Below are 14,687 nucleotides of genomic sequence, written 5' to 3'. Positions count from 1 at the left end.
TCGCAGGTTCATGAACCCGCCGCTTCTGATGCCAACCGAACTGGAACTCAGTTCAGCTTTTCCTTGATCCGTGCGGCCTTGCCGGACAGTTCGCGGAGGTAGTACAGCTTGGCCTGACGAACATCGCCGCGACGCTTCACGGAAATGCTGTCGATCAGACGGGAGAACGTCTGGAAGGTACGCTCAACGCCCACACCGTAGGAAACCTTGCGAACGGTGAAGGAGGAGTTCATACCCCGGTTGCGCTTGCCGATAACCACGCCTTCAAAGGCCTGCAGACGCTCACGGTTACCCTCGGTTACGCGAACCTGAACAACCACGGTATCCCCCGGTGCAAACTCGGGAATTTCCTTGGTCATCTGCTCCGCTTCGATCTGACTGATGATGTCGTTCTTACCACTCATCGTAATGTGCTCCTGATACCCAATCTCTCAATGCCCTGATTCAATCAGAGGCACCCGGTTCGTTTAAAATCTCGTCCAGCAGCTCACGCTCTTCGTCCGTCTGCACCCGCTGCGCCAGCAGGTCGGGGCGTCGCTCCCGGGTTCGCCTCAGCGACTCTTTCAGCCGCCAGCGCCGGATCTGTTCGTGGTGACCGCCTAACAATACATCCGGCACCGCCTGACCTTCGTAAACTTCGGGCCGGGTGTAGTGCGGACAATCCAGCAACCCGTCAGCGAAGGAATCCTGCTCCGCTGACTGCGCATGACCCAGCGCTCCGGGGATGAGGCGTGTAACCGCATCAATGACGGCCATGGCCGCCAGTTCGCCACCGGAGAGGACAAAATCCCCCAGTGACACTTCCCGATCGACTTCCGTCGAGATCAGGCGTTCGTCAACACCCTCGTAGCGACCTGCCACCAGGATCAGACTATCCTGAGACGCCAGGGATTCCACCACCTGCTGGTCGAGCCTTTCGCCCTGGGGCGACAGGTAAACCACACAGGCCCTGCCCGGCGCTTCCTCGCGGGCGGCATGGATGGCATCCCGCAGCGGCTGGATCTTCATCAGCATACCGGGGCCGCCACCATAGGGCCGGTCATCCACGGTACGATGCCGGTCATGGGTGAACTCCCGGGGGTTCCAGCTACGGAAGGTCAGCAGACCATCCCGTACCGCCCTGCCGGTAATCCCCACATCGGTCACCGCGCCGAACATTTCCGGGAACAGACTGACAGCGCCAATCCACACCCTCAGAACTCCGGGTCCCAGTCCACCACCAGGCGTTCTGCCGCCAGATCCACCTCGCGAACCACCTGGTCCGGAAGATAGGGAATCAGGCGCTCACGCTGGTCGATGGAGGCCTCGTCGGCCCTGACCACCAGAACGTCATTGGAGCCCGTTTCCAGCAGGTGATGCACCTTACCCAGACGCTCACCCTCTACCGTAAACACGGCCAGTTTCTCCAACTGGTGCCAGTAATACTCCCCTTCCGGAAGTTCCGGAAGCTCGGAGGTCGGCACCCGGATCTCGGCACCGCCGTAGGTCCGGGCCAGGTCACGGTCGTCAATATCCTTGAGCTTTACCACGATCCCCTGCCCCTGGCGGCGACCGGTTTCAAGCTCCGCGGCAAACCGCTTGCCGTCCTGGATCAGCGTCCAGTGATGGTAGTTCAGTATGCCGTCGACGGGATCGGTATAGGAGTAGACCTTGAGCCACCCCTTGACCCCGAAGACCGAGGTAATCCGGCCGATCACAGTTTCCTGTGGATGCTGTGCCATGCCAGGACCCCGGACAATCGTGTTACTTGGCGGCAGTCTTCAGCAACTGAGCGACACGCTCGGAAGGCTGGGCGCCCTGGCTGATCCAGTAGTCAACACGCTCCTGGTTCACACGCAGGCGCTCTTCCTGACCGCGGGCGATCGGGTTGAAGAAACCTACGCGCTCGATGAAACGACCATCGCGGGCCTTACGGCTGTCTGTTACTGCCAAGTGGTAGAACGGACGCTTCTTGGCGCCGCCACGAGCCAAACGGATTGTTACCATTTCGACCAATATCCTGTTCAGTTGTACGAACTTTGTACGATGCGTGCCGGCTGCCATGGCAACCACACGTCGACCCATACTCGAAAGGGGCGCTATTCTATGCTAATTCCCCGGCAAAGAAAACAGGCATCCCGTCCCGATTTCTACATACGGCCAAATGGTGGCATGCCACCACCGCCACCACCCGGAGGCATCATACCCTGCATGCCCCGCATCATGTTCTGCATACCGCCTTTCTTGCCGAATTTCTTCATCATCTTCTGCATCTGCTTGTGCTGTTTCAGCAGGCGGTTAATGTCCTGTATCTGGGTGCCGGAACCAGCCGCAATACGGCGCTTGCGGGAGTTATTGATGCTGTCCGGGAAGCGGCGCTCCTTCGGCGTCATGGAGCAGATGATCGCCTCCATCTGGCCAAAGGTCTTGTCATTGACCTGGCTCTGGGCCGCCTGGGCCATCTGCCCCATGCCGGGCAACTTGTCCAGCAGGCCGGCCATACCCCCCATGTTCTTCATCTGCTGAAGCTGGTCGCGGAAATCCTCCAGATCGAAGCCCTTGCCCTTCTTGATCTTCCGGGTGAGCTTGTCAGCCTTCTTCTTATCCAGCTTGCGCTCGGCGTCCTCTATCAGGGAGAGCACATCCCCCATGCCCAGGATGCGCGAGGCCACCCGGTCCGGATGGAAGGGCTCCAGGGCATCGGATTTCTCGCCCACACCCATGAACTTGATGGGCTTGCCGGTGATGTGGCGCACAGACAGCGCGGCGCCGCCACGGGCGTCGCCATCCGTCTTGGTCAGCACCACACCAGACAGCGGCAGGGCTTCACTGAACGCCTTGGCGGTATTGGCCGCGTCCTGACCGGTCATCGCGTCCACCACGAACAGGGTTTCCGCCGGATCCACCGCTTTGTGGAGGCGACCGATCTCGCCCATCATCTGCTCGTCTACGTGCAGGCGACCGGCGGTGTCCACGATCACCACATCCAGGTGTTTCTTGCGGGCGGCATCGATGGCGCCCTCGGCAATGGCCACGGGGTCCTGATCGGTGGAACTGGGGAAGAACTCCACCCCCACCTCACCGGCAAGGGTTTCCAGCTGATTGATGGCGGCCGGGCGATAGACGTCGGCACTGACCACCATCACCGATTTCTTTTCCCGCTCCTTCAGCAGCCGGGCCAGCTTGGCCACCGTGGTGGTCTTACCCGCACCCTGGAGACCGGCCATCATGATGACTGCCGGCGGGCGCACGGACAGGTTCAGCTTTTCATCGCCGGAACCCATCACCTGTTCCAGCTCCTGCTGAACCACCTTCACGAACACCTGGCCCGGCGTCAGGCTGCGCTGAACCTCCTGCCCCACGGCCCGCTGACGCACCCCCTCAATAAAGGACTTGACCACCGGCAGGGCCACATCGGCCTCCAGCAGGGCCATGCGGACCTCCCGCAGGGTCTCCTTTATATTGTCATCGGTCAGCTTGGCCTGGCCGGAAATTTTCCTGAGACTCCCCGAGAGTCGGTCTGTCAGGTTTTCAAACATGGTGGTACCCGTAAGCCCTGAAAAATGAATTGCCTGTTGCCGACGTCGTACCGGGCCAGCGTATAAACGACCCTATAGAATAACGTCAGGCACTTACCGGTTGATTCCGGTTGCACAATCGCGACATTATAACCAGACTAACGCGCTGAAACGACCAGCCCGGCAAATTCCATCTCCTGAACGCAGGAAGCCCGGACCATATCACATAACCACCAGCCAGGAATGCCATGGGAACGCTGATTCTCGCTGTCACCACCCTGTTCCTCTACAGCATTGGTACTGCCTTTCAGGCCCTGGGCTTTCGCGGACGCATCAGCGTCAACAAGCACATTGTGACGGTAATCGGCGGCCTGGGTCTGGTGGCCCACGGCATGCTGCTCTGGCAGACCCTGTTTACCGGCGGCGCCCTGAACCTGGGATTCTTCCAGAGTTCCCTGCTGATTTCCTGGCTGGTGGTGGCGATCCTGCTGGTCATGAACCTGACCAAGCCCGTGGACAGCCTGTTCCTGGGGGCCTATCCCCTGGCCTGCCTGACTGTGGTGTTCGCCCTGCTCACCCACACGCCGCCCCGCTTTATACAGCGGGATGACTGGGGCATCCTGTCCCACATTGCCCTGTCGGTCACCGCCTACAGCCTGTTCACCCTGGCGGCGGGACAGGCGCTGTTGCTCTATTTCCAGAACCGCCAGCTCAAGCGCAACTACAACAGCCCCCTGGTGCGTAACCTGCCACCACTGCAGACCATGGAATCCATGCTGTTCGAGCTGCTCTGGGCCGGTGTTATCCTGCTGGTGCTGGCCATTGTTACCGGCGCGCTGTTCGTCAGCGACCTGTTCGCCCAGGACCTGGCCCACAAGACCATCTTCTCGCTGATCTCGCTGGCAGTGTTCGCGGCCCTGCTGATCGGCCGCCAGACACAGGGCTGGCGCGGCATCACCGCAAGCCGCTGGACGCTGGCGGGATGCGCCCTGCTGATGCTGGCCTACTACGGCAGCAAATTCGTGCTGGAACTGATCTTCCACCGGACTGGTTGACACCCGCCGGCCCTGTTCCTATTTTTCCCGTTCATCCGCAATATAAGGACCCGCTCCCTTGAACGAGGCATCGCTTACGGCGCTGTTCATACTCCTTGCCGGCCTGATCGTCCTGTCCGCCTTCTTCTCCAGTTCCGAGACCGGGATGATGTCCCTGAACCGGTACCGGCTCAAACATATGGCCAAGACCGGCCACCGGGGCGCACGCCGGGCGCAGTCCCTGTTGCAGCGCACCGACCAGCTCATCGGCGTCATTCTGATCGGCAACAACTTCGTCAACATCTTTGCCTCGTCCATCGCTACGGTGATCGCCATCCGTCTCTGGGGGGACGCCGGCATTGCCATTGCCACCGTACTGCTGACCATTGTCATCCTGATTTTCGCGGAGGTAACCCCGAAAACCCTGGCCGCGCTCTTTCCCGAGAAAATCGCCTTTCCCGCCAGTTACGTACTGGGGCCACTGCTGAAAATCCTCTACCCGGTGGTCTGGTCGGTGAACCTGTTCACCACCGCCATCCTTCGGGTGCTGAGAATCTCTCCGGACGAGGCCAGCTCCGACCACCTGTCCCGGGAGGAACTGCGCACACTGGTCAACGAGTCCGGCGCATTGATCCCGTCCAAACACAAGGACATGCTGGTCAGCATCCTCGACCTGGAAAAGGTCACGGTCAACGACATCATCGTGCCGCGCAACGAGATTGTGGGGGTGGACCTGGAAGACGACATCGACGACATCCTGCGCCAGCTCCGCACCAGCCAGCACACCCGCCTGCCCATCTACAAGGGTGACATCAACAACATCCAGGGGGTGCTGCACCTGCGCAACATCTCCCGCCTGCTGATGCAGGAGGACGTCAACAAGGCCATGCTGATGCAGCTCTCCCGAGAGCCCTATTTCATCCCGGAGAGCACGCCGCTGAACACCCAACTGATCAACTTCCAGAAGGCCAAACGGCGCTTCGGCATCGTGGTGGACGAGTACGGCGACGTATTGGGCCTTGCCACGCTGGAGGACATACTTGAGGAGATCGTCGGGGACTTCACCACCGACTACTCGGAAACCAGCCCGGATATCATTCCCCAGGACGATGGCACCTATATCATCGACGGTACGGCCGCCGTGCGTATCATCAACCGGGACCTGGGCTGGAAGCTGCCCACCGACGGCCCCAAGACCCTCAACGGCCTGATCACGGAAACCCTGGAAACCATACCCGACACCAACGTGTGCCTGGTGATACGGGGCTATCGCACCGAGGTCCTGCAGATCAAGGATAATGTGGTGAAGGCTGCAATCGTGCACCCCCTGCCACGAAAGAAATCCTTCCGCAGGAAGAAAACCGGCTGACCGCCCTTATATCCGTGCGATCTAACTACGTTTTTTTAGAAAGATCATGATTTAACCAGTTTCTTGACCGGACCTACCCCCTTACCCAAAACTTGAGTTGTGCGAGTAGCTACGTATCCAACAGCAATAGCATTCAACAACAATAATAGTTGAGGAGAAGGTCCATGAGCCTTTCACATACAGTTGGTTTGTTTACACACCCTGATGAAGAGTGGAAAGCGATCCGGGAAGACTCGGAATCGGTCAGCAAACTCTATTTCGGCCACATCCTGCTACTGGCCCTGATTCCGGCCGCGGCTGCCTTTTATGGCACCACACAGGTCGGCTGGCAGGTGGGCGGTTCCCAGCTCATACGATTGACCACCGGCAGCGCGCTCCAGCTCTGCGCCCTTGCCTACATGGCCATGCTGGTAGGGATCTACATCATCGGTAAGTTCATTGATTTCTTCGCCGCCACCTATGACGTGAAAGAATCCACCCCCCGGGGTGTCACCCTGGCCGCCTATACAGCCACCCCCATCTTCCTGCTGGGTGTGATCGCGGTGTATCCCAATATCTGGGTGAACATGGCCGTTGGTACCGCAGCCATCGCGTACGCGGTGTACCTGCTGTACGAGGGCCTGCCCATTCTCATGAAGATTCCGGAAGACCGGGGCTTCATGTTTGCCTCGTCCGTACTCACCGTGGGCCTGGTCATGTTTGTCGGACTGCTAGCCATCAGCGTGGTGGTCTGGAGCATGGGAATAGGGCCACAGTACGTCAGCTGATCCTGACAACCATCAGTTTTCGAACAGGCCGACCCGCAAGGGCCGGCCTGTTTATTAGGAGCATAACGGAAGTGCCGGATACCCGGAGTTTGAACCCGTTATCCGGTTAACAATAATTAATCGTGTAACCTCAGTATATTTTGCGATAGATTACGCATATAAAGTACCAATCCAGAGAGTAAGCTCGGTAACGTATCCGGTTGAGGCGTATCAGGAGTCAGCCATGAACAGACAATCCGGCATACATTACCTGCACGACCGTCCGGGTGCAGGGTCGCCGGTATCAGTTCCTCCGGAAGTGTCCCGGATCCGGGACACAGTGGTAGCCGGCCTTGGCGACCTTCTGCAGGGGGCTTTCGATGCCGTGGATGATTCCCTGTTCGAGCTTGCCAATAACGCCCGCAGCAACAACGAGCAGAACCGCTATTTCGAGGCGATGCGGGAAATCCGCATCAAGCGCAAGGGTGTCGAGAAGCAGTTCCAGCACTCCGTGGGCGCACTGTTCGACCACCCTCCCCTGGCAAACGCCGACCAGCAGTCCCAGGACAACCTCCAGCATCAGGAGAGCGCCTCGGCGGAGAGCCTGTCTCTGGTACAGGACGACGACCTGGAAGAGCAGGTCGCCCTTAACGCCATGATATCCAAGGCCCGCGTCTATTTTCAGGGGCCCCTGCTGCAACTGCAGACACGATTTACCGTGATCTACCCGAACGCCTCCGAGGAGCGGCCGGTCAATCCGATGTTGCCGGACCATGTCTGCCGTGCCTTTGCCGAGGCCGCCGGCGCCTTTGAGATCCAGATCCGCGAACGGCTCATCGTGCTCAAGCAGTTCGACCGCTATGTGGTGGCCAACCTCGGCATGCTGATGGACGAGGCAAACCGCATCCTGGTCCAGGCCGGCATCGTGCCCAATTTCCGCTACCAGGGTAAGAATCGCCAGGAAACCCCGCAGACCAGCGGCGCTCCGTCGCCCTCCAGCCACCAGGCAACCACCGGCGACCAGACCCGGGCCGCGGAAGCACAGGAAAGTTACCAGGTCCGGGAAAACGACGCTCTGTTCCAACAGATCCGGCAGCTACTGGCCGAACAGCGGGGCCACCGCAGCTACAGCACCAGCTACTATGGTGACGCCCAGGGCCATGGTGGCACCGAGATCCATATCGTCGGCGGTGCCGAACTGCTGCAGATGCTGTCCCAGGCGTCCGCCAACACCGCCCGGCAAAATGCGCCCCAGGGCAACCTGAGCGCCGGCGAACCGGTTACCGTGGATCTGCGGGACCTGATCGAGCATGTCCTGGAGAGCCAGCAGCCTGAGGAAGGCAAGCACGCCGCCCTCCAGGAGATGGACGAGGACCTGATCAACCTGGTCTCCATGCTGTTCGAGTTCATCCTGGACGACTACAACCTGTCTGCCCCGATCCAGGTACTGATCAGCCGTCTCCAGATTCCCATCCTGAAGGTGGTAATCAAGGACAAGTCCTTCTTCAGCCGCGCCAACCATCCCGCCAGAAAGCTGCTGAACTCCCTGGCCCGGGCCGGTATCGGCTGGAGCAATGCGGATGAGAAATCCCGCGACAAGCTCTACGAGCAGATCCACAACATCGTCGCCCGTATCCTCGACGAGTTCGACGGCGACATCCAGCTGTTCGAAACCCTGGGCGAGGAATTCGACCAGTTCCTGACCCGGGAGAATCGCAAGGCCTCCCTGGTGGAGCAGCGCACCCGCGAATCCGAACGAGGCCGCATCAAGTCCCAGAAAGCCCAGGACACGGTGGACCGCCTGCTCCGGGAAAAACTGGCCCGCCGCCCCGTGCCCCCGACCATTCACGACATCCTGGTGAACGGCTGGAGCCGCGTCATGTTCCTGGCCTATCTGCGTAACGATGTGGAACATCGCTGGGAGCAGTCGGTGCGTGTGGTGGACGACCTGATCTGGTGCCTCTACCCCCACCTGGACGACGACGAGCGGGATCAGTGGGTACGGGTGGTTCCCCGCCTGCTCAAGGCCCTGCGGGCCGGCCTGGAGGAGGTTTCCTACAACTCGTCACGGCTGGACGAGATGATGGCCCAGCTCAAGCATGAGCTGACCGAGGCGTTCCGCAACCTGGCGCTGGCAGAGGCCAGGGAGCCGGATGACATGGAGCCCGAGGAACCGGTCATCGAGGAGACCTTTGAGCAGGAAGAGCCGCTGGAAGCCGGCGTGGCGGAATATCTGCCGCACATCGAATCGATCAACGTCGGCCAGTGGGTGGAGTTCCGCCTGGTGAACGGCTCCAGCTTCCGCTGCAAGCTGTCCGCGATTATCGACGAGGCCGACTGCTTTGTCTTCGTCAACCGCATGGGCCTGAAAGTCATCGAGAAAACCCGTGTCGACCTCGCCCACGAGATGCAGAGGGGCCGTCTCACCGTCCTGGAACAGGGCGCCCTCATCGACCGGGCCCTGGACGCCGTGGTGGGAAGCCTCCGCAAGCAGGCCTGACCGGATTCCGGCCCGAAACAAAAAAAGCGCCCTGTGGGGCGCTTTTTTCATGCCTGTAAGCCCGGACTGTCAACGCATTTCCGGAAGGCTACTTCTACGTGAGCGGCAGCTCAGGCTTCCTGCTGCTTGGCGGCCGCCTTGACCATCTCCGCCAGCTCTCCGGATTCGGACAGCTCCAGCACGATGTCGCAACCACCCACCAGCTCGCCGTTAATGTAGAGCTGAGGATAGGTGGGCCAGTTGGAGTAGCTCTTCAGGGCCTCACGCAGCTCCTGATTGTCCAGGATGTTAACGAAAGCAAAGCGCTCACCACAGGCCATCAGCGCCTGCACGGTACGGGAAGAGAAACCGCACTGGGGAGCCTGGGGGGTGCCCTTCATATAGATAAGGATCGGATTTTCTTCCAGTTGGCCTTTGATCTGCTCATTGATATCCACAATCACACCTCTTCAAACGGTATCGAACTGACTTGCATTGTACACGGGAACCCCAATTCCGACCAACAGACTCAGGTATGGCAATCGCCAGGTGGGGCACGCCACACTGGATTGTCATCCCCCGGGGAACCCTATAGACTTGATTCTTTTCGTCCTGCGGGGCTTCTTTTGACCCTTTTGGTCCCGGAGGACAAGCAGGAACGCCCTGACAGGCTGCAAAAGCTGTTACCCGAGCCATGCCGGGGCACCCCCACAATCAGGGCCGTATAGCCGGTGCGAACCCCGCAACCCGGATGGTTTCCTATTTGCTGTCGGCCAGGGAAAGACAACGGACATCGCCATGGCAGTAAGACACTTTCTGACACTCAATGACCTGACCCTCAATGAACTGACGGGCCTGCTGGACCATGCCAGCTTCCTGCGCCGTGAATGGCAAGCGGGAAAGGTCCGCAACAGTCTCGGTAACCGGGTACTGGCGATGATCTTCGAGAAGTCGTCCACCCGCACCCGGGTCTCGTTCGAGGCGGGCATGTCCCAACTGGGTGGCAGCGCCATGTTCCTTTCCCCCCGGGACACCCAGCTGGGCCGCGGTGAACCGATCGAGGATTCCGCTCGGGTCATATCCAGCATGGTGGATGCGGTCATGATCCGGACCTTCGCCCATGACAAGGTGGAGCGCTTCGCCAGCGTCTCCCGGGTGCCGGTGATCAACGCCCTCACCGACGATTTCCATCCCTGCCAGTTGCTGGCCGACATGCAGACGTTCCGGGAGCACCGAGGGGATATCGCCGGCGCCACCGTGACCTGGGTCGGGGATGGCAACAACATGTGCAACTCGTACATCAACGCTGCCCGGATCTTCGGCTTCCACCTGAACGTGGCCTGCCCGGAAGGCTACGCGCCGGACAGCGGCCTGCTGGACAGTCACCGGGACTGCGTCACCGTGTTCGAGGATCCCCGGGAAGCGGCCCGTGGCGCCAACCTGATCGCCACTGACGTGTGGGCCTCCATGGGACAGGAACAGGAGGCGGATGCCCGCCGGGCCATCTTCACCCCCTACCAGGTCAATCCGGCATTGATGGACCTGGCGGCCCGTGACGCCCTGTTCATGCACTGCCTGCCGGCCCACCGGGGCGAGGAGATCTCCGATGACATGCTGGACCACCCGGGCTCCGTAGTCTGGGACGAGGCGGAGAACCGACTGCACGCCCAGAAGGCATTGCTGGAATTCCTGATCCTGGGAACACTGGAACCTTAACCAATCACCACAGGGACCCACGCGGAGTCACCCCATGCCCCCACCCAATCCGCCCCACAGCTGGCTGCTGGACGTACGAGCACTGGGCTGCGGCTATGGTGCGGAGAACGTGGTGGCCGACGTACGTTTTGCCCTCGGCCATGGCGATATCGGCTGCCTCCTGGGCCCCAGTGGCTGCGGCAAGAGCACCATCCTCCGGGCCCTGGCCGGCTTCCTGCCCATCAGTACGGGAGAGATCCGGCTGAATGACCAGGCCATCAGCCTGCCGGGCTTTACCCTGCCACCGGAACAACGGCGCATTGGCATGGTGTTCCAGGACTATGCCCTGTTCCCTCACTTGACCATTGCCGACAATGTGGCTTTCGGCCTGAAAGGGCTGAGTCGCCGGGAAAGACACGCCAAGACGGCTGGCCTGCTGGAGCTGGTGCATCTGCAGGACCTGGCGGACCAGTATCCCCACCAGCTCTCCGGCGGCCAGCAACAACGGGTGGCCCTGGCCAGGGCGCTGGCGCCCGAACCCACACTGATCCTGCTGGACGAGCCCTTCTCCAGCCTGGACGCGGACCTGCGCCGGCGCCTGAGCCTGGATGTCCGCGATATCCTCAAGGACCTTGGCATCAGCGCACTGCTGGTTACCCATGACCAGCAGGAAGCCTTTGCCATGTGTGACCAGGTGGCGGTGCTCCGGGATGGACAGGTACAGCAATGGGACGTGCCCTACAATCTCTACCATGAGCCGGCGAACCGGTTCGTGGCGGGCTTTGTGGGACAGGGGGCGTTCATTCCGGGCCAGGCCCTGGGGCCCGGCACCATCGAATCGGAACTGGGCAGGCTGGTCGGCAAGCGTACCAGCCAGTGGCAACCGGGCACCCTGCTGGATGTCCTGATCCGGCCGGATGACATCGTCTACGATGCCGACTCCGACCTGAAACCCAAGGTGGTCGAGAAGACCTTTGCGGGTACCTCAACTCTTTACCGCTTCCACCTCTCGGACGATACCGAGTTCGAGGCCCTGTTCCGCAGTCATCTGGACTTCCGGCTGGGGGAACACGTTCCCGTGCGGGTGGAGGCAGACCACCTGATCGCCTTCCCCCGCACCTGAAGCCCCGGCGGCCCCTCCCGGAACAAAGGCAAAAAAAGACCGGTCATCGGGGATGGCCGGCCATACAATGACGAATGAAACAAGGAAAGTTCGTAAGAACAACACTCCTGGCAGAACAACCACTTTACCCGCTGGGGGAAATCACCCTGCCTTTCACCTTCCATCCTAGTCGTTCCGGCGGGAAGGTCCGTTGTGCTTTGGTGTTTGTTTGTAAAATCATGTTATGGGTCGGCTCGGACTGTTCCCTGGCGGGCCCAGGCCGGAGATAGCCCGCTACTGCCGGCGCGGCCAGACCAGGCTGAACCGGGCACCGCCGAGTTCGTTACTGCGCCCCACAAAAGACTGGCCACCGTGCCAGAACAGGATCCGCTTGACGATGGAAAGCCCCAGCCCGTAACCACCGGAATTCCGGGTACGGCTGTCATCCAGGCGGGCAAAGGCACTGAAAACCTTCTCCCAGTCCTGCTCGGGAACCCCGGGGCCATCATCCTCGACGTCAATGCGGCAGTTCTCCTCATCCAGCAGGCAACGGACCCTGACCTCGCCCGACGCGTAGCGGCAGGCATTGCCCACCAGGTTCTGGATCGCACGGTGCAGGTAGCGGGGTTCGATATCACTCTCGGCACAGATTTCCGATGCTTCGGGGATCACGGCTTCGATACGGGTCTGCGGATGGATAACCTGCTGCTCCTCCACCACTTGGCGCACGATGTCGGTAACGCTGCCCGGACGCAGGCTGAAGACCGGGCCGCCCTGTTCCAGGCGGGCATAGGTGAGTATTTCGTCAATCAGTTCGTCCAGCTCCTGGATATCGTTGTCGATGCCATCCAGTTGCCGGTGCAGGGTCTGCTCATCCTTTGCCGTCTCGATCATCTGCACCCCGAAACGAATCCGGGCCACCGGGGTTCGCAGTTCGTGGGACACCGCATGGATCATCTCCCGCTGCACCTCCACCAGCCGCTGGATCTGGTCCGCCATGCCGTTGAAGGAACGGGACAGGCGGGATACCAGGTTGCCCTGCCCCGGCTCTATGCGGGCCTCCAGTTCACCCCGGGCAATGCGCACCGCCACCGACTCCACGGTTCGCAGATTCTGGTCCAGGTCGCGCATGAGCAGGCGCACAGCGAGGGTCAGCACCAGCGCCGCCAGCCCCACCAGCAGCAGGAATACCGGCCAGGGCAGCGACCGGAAGCCCGGCGGCATGGCCATATGCATCAGGGAACCGTCCTCCAGTCGCAGCATCACCTGCCCCTGCCGCGCCCCCCCGAAGAACACCATCCCCCGCCGTGACACCTCCTCCAGGACCTCGGGTGGCGGCAGTTGACCGGTCTTATCAATGGCATCGAGGCGAACGTTCAGCTCCCTGGCCAACAGGCTCGCGGTATCGGCCCGGTCGGCGGGACGGGCCTCGTTCAGATGCCACAGCACCGTCATCGCCGTGGCTTCGGCCAGATCCCGGTACAGGTTACGCAGGCGCATGGTGACGATACCGCCATTCTCCCGGGCGGCCAGGGCCCGCGGGCCGATCCGGTCGGACAGCACCACGGTCTGCCCATACTGCAATCGCTCACGGACCACCGGTTCCAGGCCCAACCTGGCGGCGGTGGTCACGCGGAAATCGTACAGGGGGGATAGCCAGTGGTACTGCTGCTCCGGCATGGGGGTACGGGCCAACCAGGTCATCAGCGGCTCCGTCAGGCGTTCCTGCCAGGCCTGGTGCCGGACCGCGGACAGTCCACTCCAGACCAGTGAACAGATCAGCACAATGAGCGCCGCAAGACCGGCCAGACGGGCGAACAACTTGATCGTGAAGGTAAAGGGCATCTAGTGTCCCGTTGGCAGTACCGCCCGATTCTCGGTCAGGCTTCCTTGACGAACAGGTAGCCTTTACTGCGAACGGTCTTGATACGACGGGGATGTACCGGGTCATCCCCGATCTTGGGCCGGATGCGCGACACCCTGACGTCAATGGAGCGGTCCTGGCCATCGTACTCGATTCCGCGCAGGGCGGTGAAAATTTCCTCCCGGCTCAGTACCCGGCCAGCGCTACGAGCCAGCAGCCAGAGCAGGTCGAACTCGGCGCTGGTCAGGTCGATGCTCTCGTCATTGAGCCAGGCTTCCCGCATGGAACGGTCCACCACCAGGTCGTTGAACTGCAGGCGTACCGGTTCCTCGCCGGATTCACCACCGGCATCCTCGCCCTCGGCCCCGGCGGGGCCACCAGCACGACGTAACAGGGCCCGGATACGGGCCAGCAGGACGCGGGGCTTGACCGGTTTGCCCACGTAGTCGTCAGCCCCCATTTCAAGGCCAAGCACCTGATCCAGATCGTCACTGCGGGCGGTCAGCATAATGATCGGCCCCTGGAAGAAGGGACGCACGCGCCGGCAGATGGACAGACCATCCTCCCCCGGCAGCATCAGATCCAGCACCACCAGATCAGGGCGTTCATTGCGGATACGTTCAACGGCGTTGCCGCCATGACTTTCATGGCTGACCACCAGACCGTTGCTCTCAAGGTATTCCCGTGTCAGGTCCGCCAAACGTTCGTCATCCTCGACAATGAGGATTCTCCAGCCTTCGTTTGTCTGTTCCACGCCGTCCATCTCTGATTATGTTGTTATGCGTTCGGGAGCGCCCATGCATGGGGGCGCCCCGGCCTTGCTTTACATTTCGCCCCGCCTGCCGGTTCGGGGCGGCTATCGGTCACGAGTAAAGTCAGCAGCTTACCCGAATCATGTAAC

The 14,687-nt window shown here is 61.0% G+C and carries 14 protein-coding genes; 6 read left to right on the top strand and 8 right to left on the bottom strand.

From position 1 onward, the window contains the following. Positions 1-47: 47 nt before the first annotated feature. The 5 genes from rplS to ffh form a co-directional block, all read right to left on the bottom strand. Positions 48-404 carry a 50S ribosomal protein L19 gene (rplS, locus tag ACJO2E_RS02990; RefSeq protein ID WP_328187106.1) on the bottom strand — a complete coding sequence of 119 codons (357 nt, stop codon included), beginning with the start codon at positions 402-404 and terminating at the stop codon, positions 48-50. A gap of 40 nt (positions 405-444) precedes the next feature. Then, the gene (gene trmD, locus ACJO2E_RS02985) at positions 445-1,191 is read right to left on the bottom strand and encodes a tRNA (guanosine(37)-N1)-methyltransferase TrmD (protein ID WP_406961688.1); all 747 of its coding nucleotides are present in this window, start codon (positions 1,189-1,191) and stop codon (positions 445-447) included. Between the two features lie 2 nt (positions 1,192-1,193). Continuing rightward, on the bottom strand, positions 1,194-1,721 hold the full coding sequence (gene rimM / locus ACJO2E_RS02980; protein WP_406961686.1) for a ribosome maturation factor RimM: 528 nt from the start codon (positions 1,719-1,721) through the stop codon (positions 1,194-1,196). Positions 1,722-1,743: 22 nt separating this feature from the next. Further along, positions 1,744-1,986 (bottom strand): 30S ribosomal protein S16, encoded by a 243-nt coding sequence (gene rpsP / locus ACJO2E_RS02975; protein ID WP_406961684.1) that lies wholly within the window; start codon positions 1,984-1,986, stop codon positions 1,744-1,746. A 143-nt stretch (positions 1,987-2,129) separates the two neighbouring features. Then, a complete protein-coding gene (gene ffh / locus ACJO2E_RS02970; protein ID WP_406961682.1) occupies positions 2,130-3,518 on the bottom strand; it encodes a signal recognition particle protein in 1,389 nt (462 codons plus the stop codon). Positions 3,519-3,745: 227 nt separating this feature from the next. On the opposite strand from ffh, the gene ACJO2E_RS02965 reads away from it, so the two are divergent. From ACJO2E_RS02965 to ACJO2E_RS02950, 4 genes are all read left to right on the top strand, one after another. Continuing rightward, entirely contained in the window at positions 3,746-4,552 is an 807-nt protein-coding gene (locus ACJO2E_RS02965) for a cytochrome C assembly family protein (protein ID WP_406961680.1), read from the top strand. Positions 4,553-4,610: 58 nt separating this feature from the next. Further along, positions 4,611-5,900 carry an HlyC/CorC family transporter gene (locus ACJO2E_RS02960; RefSeq protein ID WP_406961678.1) on the top strand — a complete coding sequence of 430 codons (1,290 nt, stop codon included), beginning with the start codon at positions 4,611-4,613 and terminating at the stop codon, positions 5,898-5,900. 164 nt (positions 5,901-6,064) lie between these two features. Beyond that, positions 6,065-6,667, top strand: coding sequence for a Yip1 family protein (locus tag ACJO2E_RS02955; RefSeq protein WP_406961676.1), 603 nt, complete (start codon positions 6,065-6,067; stop codon positions 6,665-6,667). A gap of 223 nt (positions 6,668-6,890) precedes the next feature. Continuing rightward, entirely contained in the window at positions 6,891-9,146 is a 2,256-nt protein-coding gene (locus ACJO2E_RS02950) for a DUF1631 domain-containing protein (RefSeq protein WP_406961674.1), read from the top strand. Positions 9,147-9,256: 110 nt separating this feature from the next. Here ACJO2E_RS02950 and grxD read toward each other — a convergent pair whose 3' ends face one another. Beyond that, positions 9,257-9,583: a Grx4 family monothiol glutaredoxin gene (grxD, locus tag ACJO2E_RS02945; protein WP_328187094.1), complete on the bottom strand. Its 327-nt coding sequence runs from the start codon at positions 9,581-9,583 to the stop codon at positions 9,257-9,259. Positions 9,584-9,923: 340 nt separating this feature from the next. Between grxD and argF the strand changes: the two genes are divergently transcribed. Together argF and ACJO2E_RS02935 are read left to right on the top strand one after the other, a co-directional pair. Beyond that, the gene (gene argF, locus ACJO2E_RS02940; RefSeq protein ID WP_406961672.1) at positions 9,924-10,841 is read left to right on the top strand and encodes an ornithine carbamoyltransferase; all 918 of its coding nucleotides are present in this window, start codon (positions 9,924-9,926) and stop codon (positions 10,839-10,841) included. Between the two features lie 34 nt (positions 10,842-10,875). Continuing rightward, positions 10,876-11,943 (top strand): ABC transporter ATP-binding protein, encoded by a 1,068-nt coding sequence (locus ACJO2E_RS02935; protein WP_406961670.1) that lies wholly within the window; start codon positions 10,876-10,878, stop codon positions 11,941-11,943. 273 nt (positions 11,944-12,216) lie between these two features. On the opposite strand, the gene ACJO2E_RS02930 is transcribed toward ACJO2E_RS02935, so the two are convergent. Together ACJO2E_RS02930 and ACJO2E_RS02925 are read right to left on the bottom strand one after the other, a co-directional pair. Further along, a complete protein-coding gene (locus ACJO2E_RS02930) occupies positions 12,217-13,767 on the bottom strand; it encodes an ATP-binding protein (RefSeq protein WP_406961668.1) in 1,551 nt (516 codons plus the stop codon). Between the two features lie 35 nt (positions 13,768-13,802). Then, complete coding sequence (locus ACJO2E_RS02925; protein ID WP_406961666.1) at positions 13,803-14,549, bottom strand: response regulator; 747 nt, start codon at positions 14,547-14,549, stop codon at positions 13,803-13,805. Between the last annotated feature and the right edge of the window lie 138 nt (positions 14,550-14,687).

The organism is Marinobacter shunpengi, from assembly GCF_045449695.1.
GTDB lineage: Bacteria > Pseudomonadota > Gammaproteobacteria > Pseudomonadales > Oleiphilaceae > Marinobacter.
This window is presented reverse-complemented; position numbering and strand designations above follow the sequence as displayed.